General features: G+C 68.8%; 24 protein-coding genes. 9 read left to right on the top strand and 15 right to left on the bottom strand.

The genetic code is table 11. The features are described 5' to 3' along the window. Window positions 1-75: 75 nt before the first annotated feature. From AB8735_RS29940 to AB8735_RS29920, 5 genes are read right to left on the bottom strand one after another with little or no spacing between them, the layout of a single operon-like run. Window positions 76-2049: a prolyl oligopeptidase family serine peptidase gene (locus tag AB8735_RS29940; protein ID WP_372410632.1), complete on the bottom strand. Its 1974-nt coding sequence runs from the start codon at window positions 2047-2049 to the stop codon at window positions 76-78. Window positions 2050-2054: 5 nt separating this feature from the next. Further along, entirely contained in the window at window positions 2055-3392 is a 1338-nt protein-coding gene (locus tag AB8735_RS29935; protein ID WP_344026281.1) for a M20/M25/M40 family metallo-hydrolase, read from the bottom strand. Beyond that, window positions 3385-4218 (bottom strand): M55 family metallopeptidase, encoded by an 834-nt coding sequence (locus AB8735_RS29930; protein WP_372411936.1) that lies wholly within the window; start codon window positions 4216-4218, stop codon window positions 3385-3387. The genes AB8735_RS29935 and AB8735_RS29930 overlap by 8 nt, the downstream gene beginning before the upstream one ends. Before the next feature lie 54 nt (window positions 4219-4272). Continuing rightward, window positions 4273-4503 carry a DUF397 domain-containing protein gene (locus tag AB8735_RS29925; protein WP_372410631.1) on the bottom strand — a complete coding sequence of 77 codons (231 nt, stop codon included), beginning with the start codon at window positions 4501-4503 and terminating at the stop codon, window positions 4273-4275. Between the two features lies 1 nt (window position 4504). Continuing rightward, window positions 4505-5374 carry a helix-turn-helix domain-containing protein gene (locus AB8735_RS29920; RefSeq protein ID WP_372410629.1) on the bottom strand — a complete coding sequence of 290 codons (870 nt, stop codon included), beginning with the start codon at window positions 5372-5374 and terminating at the stop codon, window positions 4505-4507. 251 nt (window positions 5375-5625) lie between these two features. Between AB8735_RS29920 and AB8735_RS29915 the strand changes: the two genes are divergently transcribed. From AB8735_RS29915 to AB8735_RS29905, 3 genes are all read left to right on the top strand, one after another. Further along, entirely contained in the window at window positions 5626-6015 is a 390-nt protein-coding gene (locus AB8735_RS29915; protein ID WP_372410628.1) for a DUF6415 family natural product biosynthesis protein, read from the top strand. After that, on the top strand, window positions 6015-6278 hold the full coding sequence (locus tag AB8735_RS29910) for a DUF6255 family natural product biosynthesis protein (protein WP_372410626.1): 264 nt from the start codon (window positions 6015-6017) through the stop codon (window positions 6276-6278). The genes AB8735_RS29915 and AB8735_RS29910 overlap by 1 nt, the downstream gene beginning before the upstream one ends. A 140-nt stretch (window positions 6279-6418) precedes the next feature. Continuing rightward, window positions 6419-7831 carry a hypothetical protein gene (locus AB8735_RS29905; protein WP_372410625.1) on the top strand — a complete coding sequence of 471 codons (1413 nt, stop codon included), beginning with the start codon at window positions 6419-6421 and terminating at the stop codon, window positions 7829-7831. Window positions 7832-7870: 39 nt separating this feature from the next. On the opposite strand, the gene AB8735_RS29900 is transcribed toward AB8735_RS29905, so the two are convergent. After that, entirely contained in the window at window positions 7871-8341 is a 471-nt protein-coding gene (locus AB8735_RS29900) for a hypothetical protein (protein ID WP_372410623.1), read from the bottom strand. A 705-nt stretch (window positions 8342-9046) separates the two neighbouring features. Between AB8735_RS29900 and AB8735_RS29895 the strand changes: the two genes are divergently transcribed. The 5 genes from AB8735_RS29895 to AB8735_RS29875 all read left to right on the top strand — a co-directional run bounded on the left by AB8735_RS29895 (window position 9047) and on the right by AB8735_RS29875 (window position 12189). Beyond that, window positions 9047-9274, top strand: a complete 228-nt coding sequence (locus tag AB8735_RS29895) for a hypothetical protein (protein ID WP_372410621.1) — start codon at window positions 9047-9049, stop codon at window positions 9272-9274. A 40-nt stretch (window positions 9275-9314) separates the two neighbouring features. Continuing rightward, on the top strand, window positions 9315-9767 hold the full coding sequence (locus AB8735_RS29890; protein ID WP_372411935.1) for a DUF6879 family protein: 453 nt from the start codon (window positions 9315-9317) through the stop codon (window positions 9765-9767). 7 nt (window positions 9768-9774) lie between these two features. After that, the gene (locus AB8735_RS29885) at window positions 9775-10620 is read left to right on the top strand and encodes a DUF5753 domain-containing protein (protein ID WP_372410619.1); all 846 of its coding nucleotides are present in this window, start codon (window positions 9775-9777) and stop codon (window positions 10618-10620) included. A 532-nt stretch (window positions 10621-11152) separates the two neighbouring features. Further along, complete coding sequence (locus AB8735_RS29880) at window positions 11153-11350, top strand: hypothetical protein (protein ID WP_372410618.1); 198 nt, start codon at window positions 11153-11155, stop codon at window positions 11348-11350. 278 nt (window positions 11351-11628) lie between these two features. Next, the gene (locus AB8735_RS29875) at window positions 11629-12189 is read left to right on the top strand and encodes an FG-GAP repeat domain-containing protein (RefSeq protein ID WP_372410616.1); all 561 of its coding nucleotides are present in this window, start codon (window positions 11629-11631) and stop codon (window positions 12187-12189) included. Window positions 12190-12245: 56 nt separating this feature from the next. Here the strand turns inward: AB8735_RS29875 and AB8735_RS29870 are convergent, their stop codons facing one another. Beyond that, the gene (locus AB8735_RS29870; RefSeq protein ID WP_372410614.1) at window positions 12246-13517 is read right to left on the bottom strand and encodes an FAD-dependent monooxygenase; all 1272 of its coding nucleotides are present in this window, start codon (window positions 13515-13517) and stop codon (window positions 12246-12248) included. A gap of 84 nt (window positions 13518-13601) precedes the next feature. Between AB8735_RS29870 and AB8735_RS29865 the strand changes: the two genes are divergently transcribed. Next, complete coding sequence (locus AB8735_RS29865) at window positions 13602-14939, top strand: IS630 family transposase (protein ID WP_372406756.1); 1338 nt, start codon at window positions 13602-13604, stop codon at window positions 14937-14939. Between the two features lie 32 nt (window positions 14940-14971). Here the strand turns inward: AB8735_RS29865 and AB8735_RS29860 are convergent, their stop codons facing one another. The 8 genes from AB8735_RS29860 to AB8735_RS29825 all read right to left on the bottom strand — a co-directional run bounded on the left by AB8735_RS29860 (window position 14972) and on the right by AB8735_RS29825 (window position 24029). Then, window positions 14972-15478, bottom strand: a complete 507-nt coding sequence (locus AB8735_RS29860) for a PhzA/PhzB family protein (protein ID WP_372410613.1) — start codon at window positions 15476-15478, stop codon at window positions 14972-14974. Between the two features lie 85 nt (window positions 15479-15563). Next, window positions 15564-16229 carry a phenazine biosynthesis FMN-dependent oxidase PhzG gene (phzG, locus tag AB8735_RS29855; protein ID WP_372410611.1) on the bottom strand — a complete coding sequence of 222 codons (666 nt, stop codon included), beginning with the start codon at window positions 16227-16229 and terminating at the stop codon, window positions 15564-15566. Between the two features lie 64 nt (window positions 16230-16293). Next, window positions 16294-17130 (bottom strand): PhzF family phenazine biosynthesis protein, encoded by an 837-nt coding sequence (locus tag AB8735_RS29850; RefSeq protein WP_344026332.1) that lies wholly within the window; start codon window positions 17128-17130, stop codon window positions 16294-16296. Window positions 17131-17262: 132 nt separating this feature from the next. Then, window positions 17263-19197, bottom strand: a complete 1935-nt coding sequence (locus tag AB8735_RS29845; protein ID WP_344026334.1) for an anthranilate synthase family protein — start codon at window positions 19195-19197, stop codon at window positions 17263-17265. After that, entirely contained in the window at window positions 19194-19817 is a 624-nt protein-coding gene (locus tag AB8735_RS29840; protein ID WP_344026336.1) for an isochorismatase family protein, read from the bottom strand. The genes AB8735_RS29845 and AB8735_RS29840 overlap by 4 nt, the downstream gene beginning before the upstream one ends. Window positions 19818-19977: 160 nt before the next feature. After that, a complete protein-coding gene (locus AB8735_RS29835; RefSeq protein ID WP_344026340.1) occupies window positions 19978-21153 on the bottom strand; it encodes a 3-deoxy-7-phosphoheptulonate synthase in 1176 nt (391 codons plus the stop codon). 167 nt (window positions 21154-21320) lie between these two features. Next, window positions 21321-21809, bottom strand: coding sequence for a PhzA/PhzB family protein (locus AB8735_RS29830; RefSeq protein ID WP_344026342.1), 489 nt, complete (start codon window positions 21807-21809; stop codon window positions 21321-21323). A 1044-nt stretch (window positions 21810-22853) separates the two neighbouring features. Beyond that, entirely contained in the window at window positions 22854-24029 is a 1176-nt protein-coding gene (locus tag AB8735_RS29825; RefSeq protein WP_372410607.1) for an MFS transporter, read from the bottom strand. Window position 24030: the final 1 nt, after the last annotated feature.

Here is a 24030-nt window from a genome sequence, read left to right as displayed (position 1 = left end):
TACCTTACACACGTCTGGTGGGGGAGGGAATCGGCGGGCGCGTGGGGGGTGGGATGCCGCCCGCCGTCGACCGTGTCAGCGCGTCAGGCCCAGCTCCGGCACCCCCTCCGCCGTGAACCCGAACACCCGGGCGTACAGCCCCAGTTCCGCCTCCAGCGACCGGGCCAGCGACTCCGCCCGCCGGAAGCCGTGCCCCTCCCCCTCGAACGCCAGATACGCGTGCGGCAGCCCGCGCTCCGCCGCCGCCCGCACCAGCAGCTCGCTCTCCGCAGCAGGGCAGACCGGATCCTCCAGCCCCTGCAACAACAGGAACGGCGCCTTGATCTCCCCGGCCCGGCGCAGCGCCGACCGCTCGCGATAACGCTCGGGCACGTCATCGGGCGGCCCGATCAGACTCTCGTGGTAGCGCGACTCGAAGTCATGCGTCCCGCCGTCCGCCCAGCCCGTCGGGTCCAGCGCCGGATAGAGCAACGTGCCGCACGCGTACAGATCCGTCGTCACCAGCGACAGCGCCGCCGTCCACCCGCCCGCGCTGCCGCCCTGGACCGCCAGCCGCGCCGGGTCCGCGACCCCCTCGGCGACCAGCGCCTCGGCCACGGCGGCGCAGTCCTCCACGTCCACCACACCCCACTGCCCGCACAGCCGCTCGCGGTAGGCGCGCCCGTACCCCGTCGAACCGCCGTAGTTGACGTCGACGACCCCGATGCCGCGCGAGGTGAAGTAGGAGGCCCCCAGGTCGAGCGCGAGCGGCGTACGCCCGGTCGGCCCGCCGTGCGCCCGCACCACGAACGGCGGCAGCTCGCCCTCGGGCACCGCCCGCTCCGGGTGGCGCGGCAGATGGACGTGGGCGTGCACCTCCCGCCCGTCCTTCCCCGCGAACGTCCGGGCCACCGGCCGCGAACAGTACGCGGGATCCACGGCGTCCTCGTGCCGGGCCCCGATCACCCGGGCCCGCCCCGTGCGGGTGTCCAGCTCGACGACCTCGAACCCGGTCCCGGGGCTCGCCGCGACGCCGACGACCCGGGGACCGTGCGCGTCCAGGGCCGGCGTCCACTCCGTCCACGGCCCGGCCGCGTCCGCCAGCACCCCCGTCTCGGGGTCGAGCACGCCGAGCGCCTTCCCGCCGGCCCCGTGCAGCACGGCGACCAGCCCGCCGGCCAGCGGAACGAACCAGCGGGACCCCAGCTGCCACAGCGGCCCCCCGAACTCCTCTTCCCTCTCACAGAGGTTGACGGCCGCACCGCTCTCCGGGTCCACCCGGTGCAGATTCCACCAGCCCGACCGCTCGGTCACGGCCAGCAGCGACCCGTCCGCCGCCCACTCCGCCTGGGCGACGGCCTCCCCCGGCCCACCGAGAAGGGTCCGCGCCCCGATGAACCGCCCCTCCTCTATACGCGCGATACGCAGCTCGGTCCCGTCCCACGGCATCCGCGGGTGGTCCCAGGCCAGCCAGGCCGCCCGCGTCCCGTCCGGCGAGAGCCGCGGCCCGGTGACGAACCGGTGCTTCCCGTCGGTCAGCTCGCGCACCGCCGCGCGGTCGCCCGCCGCGCCGCCGTCCAGCGGCACCGCGGCGATCACCCGCCGTACGTCCAGCGGGCCGGGCCCGGTGAACTCCTCCAGGACGCACCACACTTCGTCCCCGACCAGCACCGGCTCCGCCCAGCGCAGCCCGCCGCCGACCGCGGACACCGGAGTCAGCGGCCGGGGCTCCGCCGCACCGTCCGGCTCCCACACGTAGAGCCGCTGATCCGCACCGTGCGCGAACACGACCAGCGGACCGCCCCGGGGACGGGCCACCGCCGTCCACGGCCGGCCGCCGTACTCGTGCACCTTCGTCCGCACGTTCCACGGCGCGGGCAGCGCAACGGACTCGGCGCCGCCCGCCCGGCGGCGCACCAGCGTCTGCCGCCCGCCCTCCTCCGGGCGGGACGCGACCCACCACACCTCGTCACCGACCGTTCCCACGAAGCCGGGTCGTATGGAATGGGACGCCGCCAGGGCGGCGTCCACGGGGGACGGCCAGGTTCCGCAGGGCGCCGTGGGCACCATGATCTCTACGCCTCCTCGTTGAGGGATACGGGGTCGTGCATGATGAAGCGGTCCAGAACGCGCACACCGAAGTGCAACGCCTCCACCGGCACCCGCTCGTCGATGCCGTGGAACAGCCCCTGGTAGTCGAAGCCCGGGGGCAGCTTGAGGGGGGCGAAGCCGTAGCCCTTGATGCCGAGCCGCGCGAAGTGCTTGGCGTCCGTGCCCCCCGACATGCAGAACGGCACCACACGCCCCTCCGGGTCGAAGTGCTCCAGCGCGGCGCGCATCCGCGCGAACAGCGGTGCGTCGACGGGGGCTTGCAGGGCCGGCTCGTGGTGCAGATAGGCCCAGTCCACGTCCGGCCCGGTCAGCAGGTCCATGGTGGCGGCGAACTCCTCGTCCCCGCCCGGTACGGTCCGCCCGTCGACGAGCGCGGTGGCCGTGCCCGGGATGACGTTGACCTTGTAACCCGCGCTCAGAACGGTCGGATTGGCGCTGTTCCGGACGGTCGCCGCCACGAGGACACCGGCCCTGCCCAGCTTTTCGACAAGCGCGTCGACGGGAAGTGCGGCGTCGATCCCATGCACAGCGGCCAGCTCATCCAGCGCCGCCCGCACGACCGGGGTCATCCTCACCGGCCACTCATGAGCCCCGATCCGTCCGACGGCCGCGGCCAGCCGCGAGACGGCGTTGGCCCGGTTGACCTTGGCCCCGTGCCCCGTCGTGCCGTGCGCGGTCAGCTCCACCCACGCCGTACCGCGCTCCCCCGCGCCCACCGGGTACACCTTCAACCCCCCGTCCGCGTGGAACGTATATGCCCCCGACTCCCCGATCGCCTCGGTACACCCCTCGAACAGCGCCGCGTGCTCCCCCGCCAGAAAAGCCGCCCCGGTATCCGCACTGTCCTCTTCATCGGCGGTGAACGCGAGCACGATGTCCCGCGGCGGCACAGCGCCCGTGCGCGCCCAGGACCGCACCATCGCCAGCACCATCGCGTCCATGTCCTTCATGTCGATGGCACCGCGCCCCCACACCAGCCCGTCCCGCACCTCCCCGGAGAAAGGATGCACCGACCAGTCCGCGGGCTCCGCGGGCACCACGTCCAGATGCCCGTGCACGAGCAACGCCGCCGCCGTGGGATCCGCGCCCGGAATCCTCGCCACGACGTTCGTCCGCCCCGGCTTCTTCTCCAGCAGCAGCGGCTCGATCCCGACCTCGGCGAGCCGCTCGGCGACGTACTCGGCGGCCGGGCGCTCCCGGCAGTCGCCGCTCCCCCGGTTCGTCGTGTCGATCCGGATCAGCTCGGAGGTGAACCGCACCGCTTCGTCCAGCGCGCTCCCGTCCACCCGCTCGTCATCCATACCGTTCCTCCACCGCCGCCGCGACGACGGTGGTGACCGCCTTGAAGCAACGGATAGCCTCGTACATGGTCGAAGTGGTGTAGGAAACCCGCCGTTCGCCGCGCTGCTCCACACCCGGGACGCAGGTGGCGGCCCCCGCCAGATGTTCGGCGTCGAACTCCACGTCGACGACGAACGGCCCGGCGTGCGCGGGCTCGTACCGCTCCGCGAGCCCGACAGCCTCCCGGGCAGCGGCCCGGATCTCCTTCGCAGTCCGCCCCGGCGTCCGGCAGCGCGCCGCGTACCGCGACACATACTCCTTGACGGCGACCGAACGCGCCCGGGGCCCATACCCCTTGGCGTCCTCGCACGTCCGGTCGTCCCCGGTCACCAGCACCACCGGCACACCGTATTCGGCCACGACGAGAGAGTTGAGCATCCCTTCACTCGCCCGCGTGCCGCCGACCCACACCCCGGTGATCGAATTGGCGAGGTACGTATGCGCCAGCACCCCTTCCTCCCCGGCCCCGGCGTGATACCCCACGAACGCGATCCCGTCGACGTCCCCGCCCTGCACCCCTTCGACCATGCCGAGGCCCTTGTGCCGCCCCGTGATCATCTCGACCCGCTCGTCCAGCTCCTCCAGCAGCAGATTCCGCATGCTGGCATGCGCCTCGTTGACGAGCACCGCATCGGCTCCCCCGTCGAAGAACCCCCGCGCGGCGGCGTCCACGTCGGAGGTGAACATCCGCCGGCACCGCTCCCACTCCGGCCGCCCCGGAATCACATCGGCGGGCCAGGTGACACCGGTGGCACCTTCCATGTCAGCGGAGATCAGGATCTTCACCATCCACCTGTTGTATCGCAGGCGGGGGCGCCGGGGCAGGGGTCCTGAGGCCAGTTACCGCGATCGGCGCCACCCGAACCGCCCCGCCCGGACCTCGTCGACGAACGAGGCCCAGGCGGGCAGGGGCACGACGAACGCGGGGCCGGTGCGCCGCTTGTCGTCGCGTATGCCGACGCGGTCGGGCAAGGCGGCTATGGAGACGCAGCTGCCGCCCCCCGTCTCGATACTGTGCGAGGACTTGAACCAGCAGTCCTCATCGGCAAGTTCCAGGGCTGTCAAGCACATCTCAGTAATCATCGATCTCTCTTGCCAGTCGGTGGAGGACGTCCGCAGTCTTGGCGGGGGCCAACGCCCCTTCGCGCATTGCGTCGAACTTCCTCGTGTACTTCCAGACCTCGCGGGGTTTGTCGGTCACCGCCAAGACCGACGAGCCGTCTTCCATGACGACGGGCTCAAATCCCGCGTCGAAGTCCAGCATCACGAAGTTCTCGGGCGCCCGATACGTAGAGAGGGCTTGCGGGAGGATCTGCACGCTCACGTGGTCGAGAGAGGCCAGCTTCTCGATCTCCTCGTACTGTTCGCGCATGATGTCCGGTCCCCCGATCACCCGGCGCAGCGCTCCCTCGTCCAGGATCACGCGGAGCTCGACCGGATCGTCACCGTGGATGACCCTCTTACGCGCCATCCGGAGAGCTACGTTCGACTCGATGAACTCGGTCGTGCGTTCATCGACCATTTTCGCGGTCATGAACATGGCTCGCGCGTAGTTCTCGGTCTGCAGCAGCCCGAAAACGACCTGCGAGTGCCAGGCCCGCATCGCGGATGCCTCCGATTCCAGTCCCACATACAGCAGCTGCCCGGACGGCATGAAGCCCTTATACGGGCGGTACCAGTCAGAACTGAGCGAGTCCCGATGCAGCGACAGCAGATGCTCACGATCCGCAGGGTCGGTGACCCCGTACACGACGAGCAGATCCTCCAGGTCACGAACGCGTGGCAGCTGATTGTGACCGGACTCGACCCGGTTGAGCTTGGACTCCGAGCTCTCGATGGCCTCCGCCGCTGCCTTCGTGGTCAATCCCTTCCTCTCCCGTAGCCGACGGAGCTCCTTGCCGAGCTCCCTCCGACGGAACGTCGAACCGCGTCGAGCTGCCAACTCCCGAACCCTTCCGTGCTGTACCCGCTGACGCGCCTCAGTACCGCGCCAGTGCACCCCTGCTGCCCTTCAGACGGGCGCACTCGCCAGTCTTCCAGGGCCAGTTGACACCCGCACAAGCCATGCCCGGATCTGGCATATTCCAGTTTCGACGTCTTTTTGGGCCTTCCTTGCGACAGAACTCATGCCTACGGGAACGTGGTCGAGCCGAAGCATCGGCATCCCCCCGGCACTCCCCCTGAAGGACCGCCATGCCCTTCTACCCCCACACCGCCAACACCGGCGGCGGCCTCATCTCCCGCACCCTCACCCCGGCACCGCCCCGCCCCTCCATCCAGGACGTGATCCGGGAAGCCACGGCCCTGAACGAGCAGCTACCGCCGATCGAACGCGTCCACGCACTGATCGCCCGGCTCTACTGCTACATCTCCAGGACCGCCACGGAGCTGGAGACCGCCGCGGACGACCGCCCCTCGGACGCCCCCGCACTCGCCGCCGTAAGAGAGGCCCGCCGCCGCCTGGCCCGAGGACCGGGCAACGGCTACATCTCGGCCATCACCTACACCCGCAACCTCGCCCGATCCGCCGAGCAACTCCTCCATCACCACACCCAATTGCCCCACCCGAAGGAGAACTCCTGATGCACGCCGTGGGCCGACTCATGAGCCACTGCCAACACCTGTCCGGCTGGGAATCCACCAACGGCGAGGACCGCTGCCCCACCTGCGGCACCCGCCGCTTCACGGACTACGGCGCCCTGCGCCCCAAGGAGTTGCCCCAGGCGGTAGCCCCCTCCCCACACGACCGTGCCGCTGCCACCGTTCTGACGAGTGCCGCAGGGGCTGCAGCGCGGCGTGACCCCTCGCGTTGGCGCGAGAGAAAGCCTGATCGCCCGGCGCCTTGAGCAAATGATCCATTACGCGCCGTTTCTCGACAGCATCACGCCATCCGGTGCTGGAGGCGCATACGGCGCAAGGGCCCTCTCCAGTGTCATGGGCGGCCGATGGGTGTACGACCCATCGGCGAGACCCTCAAGGGGGAACCTTGGAATCCGCACCCTTGGCACGACGAATAGCCAGAGCCCTGGCCGCTGCTACGGCGACGGCACTGCTGTTGCCCACTTCCGCGGCCACTGCCGCTGACCCGAACAACGATGAACTGCGGGCCGAAGTCTATGTCGTGCCCGTCGGCACGAAGATGCCGTCGATGGACGAACTTCGAGATGGCTCAGGTACAGCACGGCTTGAGGCGGCGTCCCAGGACGCCGCCCGTCCTGTGACAGCGCAGGAGACCTTGGGGCGCGCCGCGCAGTACGCGCCGAAGAGCAACATTCCGTCCGCAGCGCCAGCGGACGCCGTGCCGATCACTACGGCTGCGGCAGCAGCGAAGCTGAGCTACCCGGATCCGCCGCGTTCCGTTTCGCTCCAGGAGTGCAAGGATGGCCTGAAGGGTGGCGCACCCTTCTACGTCAAGTCCCGTTTCGCCGCCTGCACTGCCAAGGGAATAGGCGTGACGTTCGTGAAGAACAGGAAGCCGATTGGAACCAGCTTCCTGAACTTTTACGTTCGCGGCTCCGTGGCGAAGGACACTGACCGGCAGATCCGCTTCGATTACGACGTCGTCGACTTCAAGACGACGGGAAGCCCTCCCACCGCCGGGCAAACGTTCCGGATCAACTACCAGTTGCGTAAGATCTGGCCGGCGAGCGCCAAGGCCACCAACGGCGGGAACATGCCCCGTGCGCGGTCTTTTGACGATCTCAAGCGGATGAAGCCGGCGCACTTCCTGCACACGGTGAACGTCGCCGCGGGGCAGGGCACCGGGCCGGCGGACCTGGTGGAGGCCGTGTACGCGCCGACGGTCAAGGTCGAGCTGCCCAAGCCCTACATCGGAGGCGGAACGTCCCAGATCTCGCTGCTTGCTCCCAAGTGGGATGCGGCCAAGTACCTTAAGAATGGATCCGGAAGCGGTGCCCGGCGCGGTGCCGCAGGCTTCTCCTACATCTCGACTCTGCACTACAGCACGAAGCCGGGAGCACCTGAGAAGGGAGCGGCCGAGCACATCAAGAAGGCGTTCACCGACCCGAAGAAGACCCAACCGCCGAACTCCAAGAAGGACGTTCCGGGCAAGGATCTCAAAAAGCCGCTGCATCGGCTCGCGGGCGACAAGAAGAGGAACGAGGCCAACCGGAACGCTGCCAGGGCGAACTGCCGCAAGTACTTCGGCAAGGACTACAGTCAAGGGAACAAGTACGACTGCGATGAGTTCCCGTTCGCTGCCACCTATGAAGGTTCTGCGCAGCATGACTACGATCCCAGCGCCCCGGAGAACAACTTCTCGGTGCAGCCCGTCATCAAGAAGGAGAATGGCGCGGGAGGTATCCTCCTGAACAGCTTCTTCGCCAAATACCGCATACTCGACGGCAAGGACGACGCCTTCATCGTCAAGATCGACTGACCTTGAGGGGCGGCCTTCGCGGCCGCCCCTCGCCTCCGGCTAAGGTGCTACCCGCCAGAACTGCACCAGATACTTCTCGATGCCGCTGACGGAGGCGTCCGACTCGTACTCGGCGCGTTCCGCTTCCTGGCGCCCGGAGGACATCGCACGCACCTGCCAGGCGCCTCCGCCGTCTCCGAGACGGATGACGTCGGCGTCAGCGCGTCCCGTGCCGTCCCAGATGGCCAACTCGCCACTCTTTGTGTGGAGTGTGATCTCCTTGGTTTCTTCCCAGTCCTGGCTCATGTCCGGTGCCGGGGGGCCGTCCCACACCTCGACGGCCAAGGGGGCGATGTGGGTGTGTGCGGCACTGGAGAGATCCAAGCGGCCTTGGAACGCCTGAAGGAAGATGCCCAATTCAGTGTCGTCGGGATATTCGACGGGCACGAAAGACTCGTCGGATTCCTGCATTCCGAAGCCGTGGTACGAGACCAGAACGTCGAACTCTTGCCGGGATAACCGCTGCGCCATCGCGTTCCACCCTTTCGATCAATCAGACGTCTGCAACGGGTGATCGTAGGCGTACTAACTCCCCAAGGGAACAGTGACTCCAACCGGGGCGGAGCAACCGGCGAGCCAGGATCCTGCACAGGATGGTGGATGGGTTCTGCGCCCGACACCGCCGCAGGCAGTCTCGGCACCAGAGCAGTACCGACTCCTGCTATCTCGCGAACACAGCGGTAATCGGCTCCACAACGGCAAGTCCGCGGATCATCTCCGCACCTGCGGAGTCGCCAGAGGGGCCCGAACGTACAAGGTGGTTACATCTTCTGTCCGTTGCAATCGGAGTTGCCGCAGTGGCCACCGCGCACGTATGGGTAGCTCAGACTTCGGCCTACAGCCACTCGACGACAGGGGCGGGTGTCCTCCCGCACCCAGCAGGAGGACACCCGCCCCGCGCAGCAGGCCGAACAGGAGGCGCCAGCGAAGCCCCGCCACTCCCCACTCACGTTGTCGTGACCTCGTTGTCGCATCATCCCGAAGCGGCCTTCCCTTGCGGCACCCGCACTTCGTGTACAGGTTCCCAAGCCTCGAACCGCCCGGCCGCTCCATCGCACTGCCCGCCGCCAACCCGCCACCTTCTCGTGCAAGTTCGCGCAAGTCGCTGGCACCGCTATGTGGATGCGATGCAAGCTCATGCCTACGAACGCCGCTCCGCACTCGGGAGGTAAGGCAATGGCCCTGCACAAGCTCGGCAAGGACCCCGACAGCCCCGACGGCAAGTCGCCCACGGTGTACTGGGACGACGTGAAGGACACCTACCTCTTCCAGTCGTGGAAGGTGACGGACGAGGAACGGCTGTCGCAGATGGACATCCCGGACCACGAGACCGTGATCGAGTTCCCCCGGCGGATGATGCAGTTCTTCCCGGAGGTCAGCGGTGGCAGCCCCGGCGTTCGATGACCTCCTGCGCCAGTGCCAGCGCTCCGCTGTCCACCTGGAGATGCGCGACGGGTACATGCGTGACGACCCGATGTTCATCGCCTGGCAGCGGGGACACCGGGATAACCCGGCCGACCGCGCGTCCTGGTGGCGCCCATGGCTGACTCTCGTCCAGGAGATCACCGCCCGGGACGTGGAGGTACGGCGCGCACGGATCGTCAGCGAGCCAGCATCCGACTACGTACGGTTCGAGTACGACATCACGTTCTCGAACATCGCGGCGGGCGAACAGGTCCGCTGGCTGCCGCGTCACCGGGCCACTGATCTGTCCTTGCCGGGGAACGACTTCTGGTTGCTGGATGGCACCACGGTCGTGGTCAACCACTTCGGTGGGGACGGTCGGTTCGTGGATGAGGAACTGATCACCGAACCGGCGACGGCGAAGCTCTGCTCCTCGGCCTTCGAGGCCGTATGGGAACGCGCGGTACCGCACGAGGAGTACCGGCCGGCCTGACCCTCATATGCCCTCGTCGTCCAGCGTCCGGCAAGCCAGGGAAGCCCTGGGGCAGCGCCTGCGCGAGATCCGTAAGGACTCGGGTCTGACCGCGCGGGCGCTGGCCGCGCTCGCCGGGTGGCACGAGTCGAAGTGCTCCCGGATCGAGCACGGCAAAACCCCGCCCTCGGATGCGGACATCAGGGCCTGGACGCTGCACTGCGGCGCACAGGGCCAGACCGCCGACCTCATCGCCACCGCCCGCAACATCGACGGAATGTACGTGGAATGGCGGCGCATCGAACGGGCAGGGCTGAAAGGCGCCCAGGAATCCGTACTCCCGCTCTTCGAGCGCACCCGGCGTTTCCGTATGTACCAGTCGTGGGTGGTACCCGGCCTGCTTCAGACGGCGGAGTACACCACGGCCGTCCTGAACACGATCGTGAACCTCAGACAGACCCCGGACGACGTCGCCGAAGCGGTGGCCGTCCGCATGGACCGGCAGCGCATCCTCCGGTCCGGCGACCATCGGTTTGCCGTCCTCATCGAGCAGTGGGTCCTGCACACCGTCATAGGGGACGCGAACACCATGGTCGGCCAGCTCGGCCACCTGATCGCCATGGCCTCCCTCCCGTCCGTGAGCCTCGGGATCATCCCCATGGGGACCCCACGCGGCTCAGGCTGGCCCGTCGAATCCTTCACCATGTACGACGACACCCAGGTAAACGTCGAACTGGTCTCGGCGCACCTGACCGTCACCCAGCCACGGGAGATCCAGGACTACACCGAGACCTTCAACGAGCTGTCCATCATCGCGCGCTACGGGGCCGAAGCCCGGTCACTGATCACAGGGGCGATCGACTCCCTCGGGTGATCAAATGCAAGTCTTCGCAAGTTTCTTGTCGGTCCCACGAACCCGTTCCTAGCGTCGTCGGTATGGAGGAATTGCGGCAGGCGGACGGGCGCGGCACGGCCGTGATCACGTGGGACGGTGCAGGGACGCCGGGCATTCCACGGCAACGGACCTCATCGACCGATCCGTTCTACAACGCGGACGTCGTGACGTACTGCGGCACCTGCACCGGGCATCGGCGGGTGTTCTGCCCGGACTGTGCCGGGATCGGGGGCGGCGCACCGGAAGGCTGCACCACGTGCCGGAACACGGGGAGGCTGTCCTGTCCCCGCTGCGCCGGCGGCAGCCGTGAACCGCACTCCTGGTGGTGACGCCAACACCCGCTTCCTCCACGAGAAGAGGAGCCCGGCGATGGCAGCGAACAGACCGGGCCCCCAACGCACAGCCAAGGAGAGGAGTCCCAACATGGGTGACAAAGACGAGGTCAACGGGTACGACGTCTTCAACGAGGAGATCGTGACCACCACGGACACGGAAGAGGACGACAGCGACGATGACTGACACCCCCTTCCCCGACAAACCCCCGTCGAACCGGACCGTGATCGGGATGCTGATCAAGCGCGACCTCCCCGACCGGTCCGGGCCCTCCAAGTGGTGCGGCAAGCACCCGAAGGAACGGACACGGCTCGTCGCACGGACCGGATGGGTCTGCCTCGACTGCGTCCGGGAGACCAGCCGGAATCAGGCATAGAGCAGCCCTGCATCAGCCAGCCAGCCCCGTCGGCATGCCCCTCAGGTGTGCGGCGGGGCTGCGCCGTAGCCACTTCGCGGTGCGCATTCCGTATACATGACTCGCTCGGCGCTCGGATGTCCTCGTGGACCGGCTCACGCGCCGCCGTCCCACGGCGTCCTCCGGCCGCCGACAGTGACCTGCCGATGTCTTTTGCCGAAGCTCCCGACCCGGCATCCTCATGGCACTCAACTCATCGCATCCCTTGTCGGCTCCATCGACAGGAATCGAGAGACATCATGAGGAAAACGAAGCCCTCCACCCGCCTGAGTGCCCTCTGCCTCGCGCTGCTCGGCGTCACCGCCGGAGTCTCGGGCACAGCCGCGGCGAACCCGGAACCGGCTGCGCCCCGCACTCTGGCGACCGCCGACACGAGCGCGCCGCAACGATTCAGAGCCGACTTCGACGGTGACGGCAAGGCCGACATCGCCGTCTGGCGGCCGTCGAACGGTACCTGGTACATCATCCGCAGCAGCGACGGCGGCCAGACGATACGGCAATGGGGGATGTCCGGCGACATCCCCGTCCCGGGCGACTTCGACGGCGATGGGAAGGCCGACCTGGCCGTTTGGCGGCCGTCCAACGGGATTTGGTACGTCATTCGCAGTAGCGATGGTGGACGAGTGGACCAGCAATATGGAACGGCGGGCGACGTCCCCGTCTCCGGCGACTTCGACGGCGACGGCAAGGCCGACTTCGCGATCTGGCGGCCTTCGAACGGCACTTGGTACGTCCTGCGCACCACGGACGGTGGCCAGACGATCCAGCAGTACGGGGTCTCGGGCGACGTCCCGGCCTGATCCGCCTCATTGGCGGGTGTCCTCCTGCGCCCGGCAGGAGGACACCCGCCCCGCCCTCAGCCCCGCTCGACCCGCGGCGGCGTCAGAGAAGCCCGGGTGTTCAGCTTCTCCGCCTCCCCCGTCGTCCTGTCGTACGAGTCCGTCAGCTCCTCCAGGTCCTTGCCCGAAGCCGTCCCGGAACCGGACGTGTTGCGGCCCACGCGGTCCACCTCGCGGTTGGCGAGGACGATCGCCGCGGTCGCCGGGACACGGTCCGCCTCATAGGCGGCCAGCGCCTTGGTGACGTCGGGCTCGACGGCCAGGTGGTAGGCGAGGACCCGGGCGTCGATGATCGCCTGGGTGCCGCCATTGGCGCCGGCCGGGTAACCGGGATGGGCGGCGTCGCCGAGGAGGGTGACGCGGCCCCGGCCCCAGGACGGGAGGGGGTCGCGGTCGACCATCGGGTATTCGAGGATCTCCTCGCTCTTCGCGAAGAGGTCGCGCAGGTCGGCCCAGTCGAAGTCCCAGTCCGCGTAGTGCGGGAGGAGGTCCTCGATCTTTCCGGGGGCGTTCCAGCTGACGTCGCTGCCCAGGGGGCCCGGCCTGCCGGTGGGGACGAGGCAGACCCAGTTGATCAGCGTGCGGCCGCGCTTGAGGGCGGCGCCGGAGATCTGGTAGGCGACGAGCCCGGTCTTCTTGTCGTCGACGGCGATGACGACGGAGTTGCCCGGGGCGAAGGACTCGGCCTCGGCGACGCCGCGCCACATGGTGACGCCGCTCCACTTGAGCGGGCCCTCGTCGGGGTGGAGGAGGCCGCGGAGGGTGGAGTGGATGCCGTCGGCACCCACAACGGCGCCTGCGGTGAAGGTGACTTGGGAGCCCGTCGCGCGGTCGACGGCGTGGAGGCGTACTCCGTCCGCCGTCTCCTCGAAGCCCTCGACCTGGACGCCGGTGCGCACCGCGTCCGGGCCCAGCCGCTTGACGACCGCGTCCAGGAGCATCATCTGGAGCTCACCGCGGTGGACGGAGTAGAGGTCCCAGTTGTAGCCGGCGGCCTTGCCGCGCGCCTCGCCGAAGAGGGTGCGGCCGCTGTTGTTGACGAACTTCTGCTCCACGACCGGTACGCCGAGGGCGGCCAGCTCGTCGAGGAGGCCGAGCTCGTCGAGTTCGCGTACGGCCGCGGGCTGGAGGTTGATGCCCACGCCGAGCGGGCGGATCTCGCGGGCGGATTCGAGGACGAGTGCCTTGATCCCGGCCGCGTGCAGGCTGAGGGCGGCCGTCAGGCCGCCGATGCCGCCGCCGACGATGATGACGTCGGCGGTGGTGGTGGAGGAGTGTGTTGTTTCCATGTTTTGTTCTCCAGACGGAGGTTCGCGGGGGGCTGCTAGTGTGATGCGCCAGAAATCAGAGGCGTAAGTGGCTAGGGTTTTCTCATGTCACCAGGGCCTCGTGCTGTTGAAATTGTGTTGTCCGCTGAGGAGTTCACGGAGCTGACGCGGTGGGCCGACGGGGCGGCAGGGGCGCGTCTGGCGGAACGGGCGCGGATTGTCCTGGCCTGCGCCGAGGGGCTGCCGACCGTGCGTGTGGCGGCGAAGCTCGGCGTGACGGCGGACACGGTCCGCAAGTGGCGAACACGGTTCGCTGAGCGGCGGATGGATGCTCTGACGGACGCGCCGCGGCCGGGCCGGCGCAAGGCGGGACTGGTCCTGACCGACGAGGAGCATGTCCAGCTGACGCGCTGGGCGAGGCGGGCGAAGACCGCGCAGTACCTCGCTCTGCGCGCGAAGATCGTGCTGCGGTGCGCGGAAGGCGGGACGAACAAGCAGGTCGCCGCCGAGCTGGGCATTGCCCATGCGACGGTGAACCGCTGGCGGTCCCGCTTCATCGCCCGCCGTCTGGACGGACTGGCGGACGAGCCGCGCGTGGGCCGTCCGCCGTCGATCCTGCTGGACCAGGTCGAGGACGTCCTCGTGGCGACGCTGGAGTCCACGCCCGGCCGGGACACGCACTGGTCGCGGGCCTCCATGGCGAAGCACTCGGGCCTGTCGAAGTCGACGGTCGGGCGGATCTGGAAGCGGTTCGATCTCAAGCCACACTTGCAGGACACCTTCAAGCTCTCCACCGACCCGCAGTTCGTCGCCAAGGTCGTCGACGTCGTCGGCCTGTACCACCACCCGCCCGAGAAGGCGGTAGTGCTGTGCGTGGACGAGAAGAGCCAGATCCAGGCTCTGGACCGTTCCCAGCCGGTCCTGCCGATGATGCCGGGGATGCCCGAGCGGCGTACCCACGACTACTTCCGGCACGGCATCACCAGCCTGTTCGCCGCCTTCAACATCGCCGACGGCACCGTCATATCGGAACTCCACCGCCGTCACCGGGCCATCGAGTTCAAGAAGTTCCTGGTCACGATCGACAAGGCAGTGCCGCGCGAACTCGATGTGCACCTGGTATGCGACAACTACGCCACCCACAACACCCCCGAGATCAGGACGTGGCTGGGCCGGCATCCCCGCTTCCACGTGCACTTCACCCCCACCGGTTCCTCCTGGCTCAACCAAGTGGAGCGGTGGTTCGGCCTGCTGACCGACAAACTCATCCGCCGCGGTGTCCACCGCTCTGTGAAGGCCCTGGAAGACGACATCAGGGCATGGATCGAGACGTGGAACGAGAACCCACGGCCCTTCACCTGGACCAAGACCGCCGACGAGATCCTCAACTCGCTCGCGGACTACCTCGCGAAGATCGCCCCGCCCGACACCAAGACTCCCTAGCCACTTACGCCTCTGATTTCTGGCGCATCACACTAGTGGTCCGTCGGGATCCAGTCGCGGTTGATGTGCGGCGTCTCGATGCTCAGCGACCGCATGTGCTCGATCGGATTGGCGTACTCGCGGCTGGACTTGATCCTGCCGTCCTCGAGCGTGAAGCCGTGGATGAAGTGGTTGCGGTAGTGACCTTCGGGGTACTGGGGGAAGCGGATCGTCCCCTCCCCGTCGCACTCCACCCAGATCACGTTCGGGTCCTGGGTCTCGTAGATCCGGACGTCGATCCACTCCCAGTCGGGCAGGACCTCCAGCGAGAGCTCGTTGTGCCGCTTGAGCCGGTCCCGGCCCTTGACGACGATCGGCCGGCCGATGTCGGTGTAGAAGAGGGCCGTCTCGCCGTCCTCGGTGTAGAGCGTGTACCGCTCCAGGCGCGCCTCGGCACCCGTCCGCAGATACTTCTCCACCGCCTCCCGGTTACGGGCACGCAGATCGAGGTCACTGGTGAAGACGGACGGGGCAGGGGTCCTCGTCGTGCTGTCGTTCATGTCTGTTCGCAGGCGTTTCTGTGCAGAGGGTGCAGAGGATGCAGAGGGTGCAGATCTATGCAAAGGGCGCAGAGGGCCCGGTGGCTCAGGGCTGGAGGCGGCGGGTGGTCCAGCCGCCGCCCTCGCCGTCGCGGTCGAAGCGCAGCCGCTCGTGGAGCCGGTCGGTGCCGTTGGCCCAGAACTCGAACAGCTCGGGCTCCAGCCGGTAGAGGGAGTACGAGGCGGGGCGCGGCAGCGGCGTCTCCAGCGCGGCGAGCCGCCTGCCCTCGGCGCGGGCCGCCTGGACCTGGGCGTAGTCCTCGAACTCCGTGCTCTGCCGGCAGGCCGAGGACATCGCGTGGGTGAAGACCGGGCGGGCGTTCCAGGCGGCCTCGGCCTCCTCGTCGGAGAGCTTCCGCACCGGGCCGCCGACGATGATCTGCTGGCTGGTCTCGCGCCAGTACAGGACGCCGGACGCCCAGGGGTTGGCGGCCAGTTGGCGGCCCTTCTGGCTGGTGCTGTGGGAGGTGAAGAGCAGCCCCTCGTCGGTCACGCCGGACACCACGACCATCCGGGACGAGGTCCGGCCGCGCTCATCGGCGGTGGCGAGGGCGAGCGCGAAGGGCTCGCGGATCTTCGCCTCCTTCGCGGCGTCGAGCCAGGACCGCAGCAGGCCGTAGGGCTCGGCGGGCGGCTCGACGAACTCCGGGAACTCGACGTCGACGTCGCCGGTCATGGACTCGGACCTCTTGGCGGCGGGGGGATTGCTCACGGGTGACTCCAGCGGTGAAGGAAGTGATCGGTCTGCAGGGGGCGTTCAGGTCACACGTGCAGGGTCACACGTGCAGCGTGCCCTCGATGGCGAGGGCGCCGTTGCCGCCGACCTCGACGGACTCCACGCGGTCGCCCTCGCCGTGGGCGAGCGCGCGCATCGGCGACGGGCGGCCCATCTCGACGCCCTGGGTGATGGTGATCCGCTGCCCGTACTCGATCAGTCCGCGACGGGCCAGGTGGATGGCGATCGGACCGGCGGCGGAACCGGTGGCGGCGTCCTCGACCACGCCGTAGGCGGGCGAGAACATCCGGCTGCGCCACTCGGTGCCGGAGCCGGCGAAGCAGTTGGCGGCCATGTCCTCGAAGGCGCCGAGCGCGCGGTGGTCGGGGTGGAGGGCCGAGAGGGCCTCGACGCTCTCCAGGCCGACGAGGACGTGCCGGGGACCGTTGCGGTAGATCTCCACCGGCAGCGTGGACTCGCGGATGCCGAGGGCGGCGAGGAGCTCCTCGGTGCGGTCGAAGGGCTCCCAGGTCGGGATCGGCTGCTGCATCCAGGCGGCGGTCACCTCGCCGTTCTCCCGCTCCAGTTCGAACGGGACGATGCCCATGGCCGTCTCCAGCCGCAGCTTGTCCGCCTGGGTGCGCCGGCCCAGCGCGATGGCGGTGCCCAGCAGCGGGTGCCCGGCGAAGGGCAGCTCGTTGACGGGGGTGAAGACCCGGATGTGGTGGTCGCCGCCCTGCTTGGGCGTCAGCACGAACGTGGTCTCGGAGAGGTTCATCTCCCGCGCGATGCGCTGCATGCGCTCCGCGGAGAGGTCGTCGCTGTCGAAGAAGACGGCGACCGGGTTGCCCTTGAGGGGTTCCGTCGCGAAGGCGTCGACGACGACGTAGGAATGCATGTGCTGCTCCAAGCGGTGCGAAAGCTGCGAAAGCTGCGAAAGCTATGGGTGGTGGCGGGACCGGAGCACCGGTCCCGCCGGGGGCCCGCGCCGGCGGGGGCACGGGCCGGGGTGTCCCGGCCGGGGCCGGGGTCAGCCGGCGGCCTTCGCCTCCAGCACGCCCAGGACCTGCTGCACCGCGGTGCCGACGATCCGCGGGCCGTCCTGGGTGAGCACCGACTCGGCGTGGAACTGCATGGAGGCGAAGTGCGGGCCGCGCAGGGCGTGCACCTCACCGGTCGCCGGGTCGCGGCTGACGCGGACCGTGCCGACGCCGTCCACCTCGGTCTCGTCCCGGTCGCTGCGGGCGGCGAAGGTGTTGTAGAAGCCGACGTGCTCGGTCCGGCCGAACAGGTCGATCTCCTTCTGCACGCCCTGGTTGGGGACTTCCCGGCGCCGCAGGCCGAAGCCCAGCTGGAGGCTGAGCACCTGGTGGCTGAGACAGACGGCCAGGAAGGGGCGGCGCTCGGCGAGCAGGGTGCGCACCGCGGCGTGCAGGTGGGCCATCTTGGCCTGGCCGGTCTCCTGCGGGTCGCCGGGGCCGGGGCCCATGACGACGAGGTCGTACCCGTCGAAGGAGTACTCCTCGTCGAACCGGCGGACCGTCACCTGGAGCCCGAGCGAACGGAGTTGGTGGTCGATCATCGAGGTGAAGGTGTCCTCGGCGTCCACCACCAGCACCCGGCGTCCCTCGAGTCCGGGCAGGACGCCGGCGCGGCGGCCCTCGGGGTCGCGCAGCCAGAAGTCCGCGATGGTCTCGTTGCGGCGGGCCAGGGCGGCCTTGACGCTGGGGTGGTTGCCCAGCCGCTGGTCGGTGCCGGACTCCAGGGCGGCGACGAGACCGGCGGCCTTGGCCCGGGTCTCGGCGGCCTCGGAGGCCGGGTCGGAGTGGCGCACGATGGTGGCGCCGACGCCGATGTTCACCCGGCCCGTGGCGTCGATGTCCGCGGTGCGGATGAGGATGGCCGAGTCCATGGCCCGGCCGCCGTCCTCGTCCCGGCCGATGAGGGCCGCGACGCCGCTGTAGTAGCCGCGTCCGGCCGGCTCGTACTGGCCGATGATGCGGCAGGCGCTCTCCAGCGGGCTGCCGGTGACGGTGGGGGCGAACATGGTCTCGCGCAGGATCTCGCGCACGTCGCGGGTGCTGTGCCCCTCGATGAAGTACTCGGTGTGGGCGAGGCGGGCCATCTCCTTGAGGTACGGGCCGACCACACGGCCGCCCGACTCGCAGATCCGGGCCATCATCTTCAGTTCCTCGTCCACGACCATGTAGAGCTCGTCGGTCTCCTTGCGGTCGGCGAGGAACTCCATCACCTCGGGCAGGCTGGGGCCCGAGGCGGGGTAGCGGTAGGTGCCGCTGATGGGGTTCATCACGGCCGTGCCGTGGTCGAGGCTGACGTGCCGCTCGGGCGAGGCGCCGACGAAGGTGCGGTCGCCGGTGTGGACGACGAACGTCCAGTAGGCGCCCGACTCCCGCTGGAGCAGCCGGCGGAAGAACGCCAGCGCGCTGTCCGGCCCGTAGTCGGTGATGTCGGCGACGAAGGAGCGCTTCATCACGAAGTTGGCGCCCTCGCCGGTGCCGATCACCTCCTTGACGACCCGGCCGACGGTCTCCGCGTAGGCGTCGTCGTCGAGGTCGAAGTGCTCCCCGGTGAGCCGGGTGGGCACCCGCGGGATGCGGTCGAGCTCGGTGACGGGCACCCGCTCCTGGCCGGTCACGGTCATCGCGATCAGCGGTGCGCCGTCGTCGGCGCACTGGTAGCCGCGCTCGGCGATCTGCCGGTACGGGATGACCGTGAGGACCTCGTGGTGGGCGCCCCCGGCGGCCGGGGCGTCCGGCAGCTCGATGTCGGCCAGGGTGGCGGGGTGCGACACCTCGCCCACCAGGACGTCCAGGACGCCGGGGCCGGTGGCCTCGGGACGGTGGAGCAGGGCGTAGGCGGCCGGACGGTCCCCGGAGGTGCCGAGGACGCGGCCGAGCAGGTCGCCGGTGGCTCCGGTGGCTCCGGTGACGGGACGGGTGCTCATGCGAAGATCTCCTTCGCTGTGACGACCCGGGCGCAGCGCTCGGCCGCGTACCGCAGGGCCAACTGGTGGTACTCCTCGGAGAAGTCCGCGGTGGCGTCGGCGACGAAGAACGGCTGGATGTCGTTGGTGTACGCCTCGACCGCGGTCATCAGAACGCCGACATGGGCGTAGACACCGCACACGATGAGCTGGTCGCGGCCGCTCGCGCGCATCTTCTCCAACAGGTCCGACTTGAAGAAGGCGCTGTAGCGCCACTTGGTGAACTCCCAGTCGCCGTCGGCCGGCGCCAGTTCGTCCACCACCAGGCGGTCGGCGGGCTCCGGGCGCATGCCCGGGCCCCAGAAGTCCTTGAGCAGGCCGCGCTGTTCGTCGGTCATCCCGCCCGGCTGCGCGGTGTAGGCCACCGGTACGCCGAGCGCGGCACAACGGTCGCGCAGCGCCGCGGCGTTGCGGACGAGCGGCTCGCGGACGCTGTCCGGGAAAGGCTTGAGGAAGTACCGCTGCATGTCGTGGACGAGGAGGACGGCGCGGTCGGCGTCGGGCGTCCAGTCGACGGCGGTGGGAGGCAGATCGCCCGCGGAGGGCATCGGATACGGTTTTATGGGAGGTATGCCGGACATGGCCCTGCTTTCCAGTTCCTGGCTGTAGTGCTGCGAAGCGCGGCCGGGCGCTTCCGAATAGCGGTGCGAACGCGCCCGGTGGGGGCGGCCGTCGGACCTTCCGGGAAGTCGGCCCTCGGGAAGGCTCAGCCCTCGGGGAGGCTCAGCTTCCCGGGGAGGGTCAGGCCTTCCAGGAGGAGACGACGCTGACGGCCTGCCACGGGTTGAGCCGGGGGTCGCAGTAGGACGTGTACCGCTCGCCGACCCCGGACAGCCCGGACGCGTCGACGACGCACTCGGTCACGTCGTGCGGCGTGGTCTCCAGATGCAGCCCGCCGGCCACCCCGCCGGCCGTCGTGACCGCCTCCAGGAACCGCGCGACCTCCAGCGACACGGTCTCCACCAGACGGGTCTTGTAACCCCCCGGCGCGGACACGGTGTTGCCGTGCATCGGATCGGTCAGCCAGATCACCGGATGACCGGCCGCCCTCACCGCCTCGACCAGAGCCGGCAGCCGCTCCGCGACATTCTCCGCACCCATCCGGGCGATCAGCGTCAGCCGCCCCGGCTCCCGGTACGGATCCAGCCGCTCGCACAGCGCGAGGAGTTCGTCAGGTGTCATCTTCGGACCGACCTTGCACGCCACCGGATTGCTCACCTCGGCCAGCAGCGCCACATGCGCCCCCTCGACCTGACGGGTGCGCTCCCCGATCCACGGGAAGTGCGTCGAGCCCAGGTAGAGCCGGTCCTGCTCGTCGGTGCGCAGCATCGGCACCTCGTAGTCCATCAGGAGGGCTTCGTGGCTGGTCCAGACGACGGGCTCGATCACGTCGCGGCCGGCGGCGCGTTCGCGCCAGCCCAGGTGCTCGACGATGTCGCCGGCGGCCATGTAGCCGGTCAGGATGCGCAGGGGGTCGGGCCAGCGGCTGTCCGCGTCCGCCTCCGGGCCGTTGACCATGTGGCCGCGGAACGAGGGGAGTTCGACCCCGTCGACCATCTCGGTCGGCTTGGAACGGGGCTTGGCGAACTGCCCCGCGATCCGCCCGACCCGGATGACGGGCCGGTGCGCCACCAGGCGCAGGGCACCGGCCAGCAGGTCCAGCAGCGCCGCCTTGCGCGCCACATGCGCGACCGTGCACTCCTGGGGATCCTCCGCGCAGTCACCGGCCTGGACGATCAGCGCCTGCCCGGCGGCGACCTTGGCCAGATGCCCGCGCAGCGTGGCCACATCCGAGGCCTGCACCAGCGGCGGACGCGTCATCAACGCGTCCCGGACACGACTGACCTGCAGAACATCACCCCACTCGGGCTGCTGCAGAGCATCACGCATCCTGATGTCTTCTAAAACGTTATCCATGATCACGAACTCGAACTCCAATCCGGCGATGGGGAGCGGTGGATCGAGAAGAGGTGGGGGGTGGCGGAACGACAGGCGAAACGGTCCGCTGCGCGGCCGTGGCCCGCCCCCGGCCCGACGGGACCGTCAGAATGACTGACGGTCCGTCAGATGGGCGATGGGCGCCATCAGGTGGGAATGCCCTCGCGCTTGATCTCCGGGACCGGGATGCCCAGCGCGCGCAGCTGCTCGAACGGGTTCATGAACTCGCGGTTCTGCTTGATCTTCCCGTTCTCCAGCTCGAAGGAGTGCAGGAAGTGGTTCTCGTAGTAGCCCTCGGGGTACCCGGCGAAGCGGATCTTCCCGTGACCGTCGCACTCGACCCAGAAGAAGTTGGGGTCGTCGGTCCCGGAGATCTTGATGTTGTACCACTCCCAGTCCGGGAAGCACTGGAGCGACCAGACCGCGTGCTCGGCCAGCCGGTCCCGGCCGTTGATGGCGATCGGCGCACCGGTGTCGGTGGTCCACAGGCCGCCACTGCCGTCCTCGGTGAACAGCTCGTGCCGCTTCAGCCGGTCCTGGCCCTTGGTGTTCATGTACTTCTCGACCGTGGCGCGGTTGATCCGCCGCAGCTCGGCGTTGTCGGTGAACCCTTGCGACTGCACAGAATCGGACATTAGTGCCCCTCCATGGATGGTGGATGGAATGCGGGTGTACGGATGATGCAATCCGTCGGGACAGGCCCCGGACGAGCCCGGATCCAGCCTCTTTCCGAAGACCCAACCACACACTCCTAGAGGGCGGTTGAGGTGCCGAGGTACACAAAGGCACAGCTGGACGACGCGGCCCGGCGAACGACGGACCGACGGATGAATCGTTTCGGTGCCATGGAGCCGGCCGGAGCGGCGCGACCGCGCACAGGGTCGCCGACGCCGCGCGCCCCGCCTGACCGGCGGGCGGCGCGGCCGCGACGCCCGGGCCGACCCATGCCGACCCGGTTCTCTAGTGCGAAGCTGTCGCGATGCCCGCTCGACGGGCAACGGCAGCACAGAGCGCGCTGCCGGGCGGTACGGCCGCAGTCGGACACAAGATGGTGCTCATATGGATCCCCCGTTCGGGAGCACCCCTCGCGTAGCCGTACCGCGGGCGCCCCTGGATACACCTGTCCCGTTGGTTCCGCAGGAGCCAACGACTTGGTTGATTCTGCCCCACTCCGCGGCGTCAGACAACGGATTTCGATGTACGCCGCATGAGGACTATTTGACACGCATGGGGCTTGACTCGCAACGTCTTGGGCCCAATTGAGACGCACATCGGGCGGATGCATTCAAATCATGGTCCCCACCAGGGCAGTTCAGCAATCTGTGACGGATACCACAGAAGGATCCCCCGAGATCCACTCAACCTTCGCGACCCCACACGAATGCGCCATGGCGTGAATTCACCGGCCGCGACGAAAGGTCGTTGACACCGGACGGCACGTCGATGCGAACCGGATATGACTGCTATACGCCTTTCGTATGGGAACCCTACCCGCGACCGGGAAGACGAACAGGGGGAAGTCGTAAAGGAACTCCCTTGACTTCATGTGGACATGACGCAATGTCATCGCGTCGAAACAGTGCGGCGTGAGTGCGGGGATGCGAATATGCCTGCGGCCGGTGGGCGGCCCCTGATCCCAGGGGTTGCTCACCGGCCGCGGGCCGTTGTGACCGTTCCGGTCAGGAGGTGACGGTCGTCGCCTCCTGTGCCGGCTCGGCAGAACCCGCCACTACCGCCGCTGCCTTGCGCTGGGTGAGCCGGTGGGCGAGCTCGGAGAAGGCGAGGCCGAGGACGGCGATGACCGCGGCGATGTACCCCAGGCTGCCGGAGCCGCCGATGGACAGTCCCGCACCGCCGATGGCCCCGGCCAGGGCGATGGCCACGTACAGGATCGAGGAGTGCAGCGAGACCAGCACCGAGGCCAGCGGCGGGTTCAGCCCGATCAGCCGGTGCTGCTGCGGGGCGCTCATGCTGAAGCAGGCCACCGCGAAGACCGCGATGAAACCGACCGACGCCGGGAACGACCCGCTGAACACCTGCACCAACGCCAGGCACACCGCGACCCAGACCAGGCAGATCGCCATCACACCCCGGCCCCCGATCCGGTCCGTCACGATCCCGGCCAGATAACTGCCCACGATCGAGATCACCCCGAGCACGAACATCAACGTCGCCGTCCTACCGCCCGAACCACCCGTGGCACCGTCGAAGATGTCCGCGATGTAGGTGTAAAGGACGTACACCGACGTGAACGCCAACGCCGTCGTCGCCAGCGCCGTCAGCACCCGCGGATCCGCCAGCGGCACGAACCGCCTCCGCAGACTCTCCGCCGGCGGCACCGGAATGTTCCGCGGCACCAACGTCAACAGCCCCACGATGCCCACCACCGCCAGAGCCGCCACGAACCACATCGTCCCGCGCCACCCGAACCGGCTCCCGAACGCCGTACCGATCGGAGCACCGAACGCCGTCGCCGCCGTGAACCCGGTAAGGACCGTCGCAATGGCCCGCCCCCGCTTCTCCGGCGGCACCAACGAAGCCCCCGACGACGCACCCACCGGCACGAACAACCCCGTACCCGCCGCCGCAACCGCCTGAGCCACCAACAACAACCCATAGTTCGGCGCCACAGCAGCACCCACCGTACCCACCAGATACACCAACGCGGCCCCCAGCAGCACCACCCGCCGCGACCACGCCGCCGTCACCGTCGCCAGCACCGGCCCGAGGATCGCACACGCCAGCGCATAGACCGTCACCACCTGACCCGCGGCCGCCGTCGAGACATGCAACGAGTCCTCAAGATGCGGCAACATCCCCGCCAGCACGAACTCGTTCGTGGCGACCGCGAACACG

Source organism: Streptomyces luteireticuli, assembly GCF_041519305.1.
Taxonomy (GTDB): domain Bacteria; phylum Actinomycetota; class Actinomycetes; order Streptomycetales; family Streptomycetaceae; genus Streptomyces; species Streptomyces luteireticuli.
Note: the sequence above shows the minus strand (reverse complement) of the source record. Positions and strands in the feature narration are given on the sequence as shown.

Coding starts and splice junctions, on each gene's coding strand:
- AB8735_RS29890 (WP_372411935.1), top strand. CDS start 9,315: ATGCGCGACGGGTACATGCGTGACGACCCGATGTTCATCGCCTGGCAG.
- AB8735_RS29940 (WP_372410632.1), bottom strand. CDS start 2,049: ATGGTGCCCACGGCGCCCTGCGGAACCTGGCCGTCCCCCGTGGACGCC.
- AB8735_RS29935 (WP_344026281.1), bottom strand. CDS start 3,392: ATGGATGACGAGCGGGTGGACGGGAGCGCGCTGGACGAAGCGGTGCGG.
- AB8735_RS29860 (WP_372410613.1), bottom strand. CDS start 15,478: ATGAACGACAGCACGACGAGGACCCCTGCCCCGTCCGTCTTCACCAGT.
- AB8735_RS29925 (WP_372410631.1), bottom strand. CDS start 4,503: ATGTGCTTGACAGCCCTGGAACTTGCCGATGAGGACTGCTGGTTCAAG.
- AB8735_RS29875 (WP_372410616.1), top strand. CDS start 11,629: ATGAGGAAAACGAAGCCCTCCACCCGCCTGAGTGCCCTCTGCCTCGCG.
- AB8735_RS29850 (WP_344026332.1), bottom strand. CDS start 17,130: ATGCATTCCTACGTCGTCGTCGACGCCTTCGCGACGGAACCCCTCAAG.
- AB8735_RS29910 (WP_372410626.1), top strand. CDS start 6,015: ATGCACGCCGTGGGCCGACTCATGAGCCACTGCCAACACCTGTCCGGC.
- AB8735_RS29840 (WP_344026336.1), bottom strand. CDS start 19,817: ATGTCCGGCATACCTCCCATAAAACCGTATCCGATGCCCTCCGCGGGC.
- AB8735_RS29895 (WP_372410621.1), top strand. CDS start 9,047: ATGGCCCTGCACAAGCTCGGCAAGGACCCCGACAGCCCCGACGGCAAG.
- AB8735_RS29885 (WP_372410619.1), top strand. CDS start 9,775: ATGCCCTCGTCGTCCAGCGTCCGGCAAGCCAGGGAAGCCCTGGGGCAG.
- AB8735_RS29865 (WP_372406756.1), top strand. CDS start 13,602: ATGTCACCAGGGCCTCGTGCTGTTGAAATTGTGTTGTCCGCTGAGGAG.
- AB8735_RS29900 (WP_372410623.1), bottom strand. CDS start 8,341: ATGGCGCAGCGGTTATCCCGGCAAGAGTTCGACGTTCTGGTCTCGTAC.
- AB8735_RS29845 (WP_344026334.1), bottom strand. CDS start 19,197: ATGAGCACCCGTCCCGTCACCGGAGCCACCGGAGCCACCGGCGACCTG.
- AB8735_RS29835 (WP_344026340.1), bottom strand. CDS start 21,153: ATGGATAACGTTTTAGAAGACATCAGGATGCGTGATGCTCTGCAGCAG.
- AB8735_RS29870 (WP_372410614.1), bottom strand. CDS start 13,517: ATGGAAACAACACACTCCTCCACCACCACCGCCGACGTCATCATCGTC.
- AB8735_RS29915 (WP_372410628.1), top strand. CDS start 5,626: ATGCCCTTCTACCCCCACACCGCCAACACCGGCGGCGGCCTCATCTCC.
- AB8735_RS29830 (WP_344026342.1), bottom strand. CDS start 21,809: ATGTCCGATTCTGTGCAGTCGCAAGGGTTCACCGACAACGCCGAGCTG.
- AB8735_RS29880 (WP_372410618.1), top strand. CDS start 11,153: ATGACTGACACCCCCTTCCCCGACAAACCCCCGTCGAACCGGACCGTG.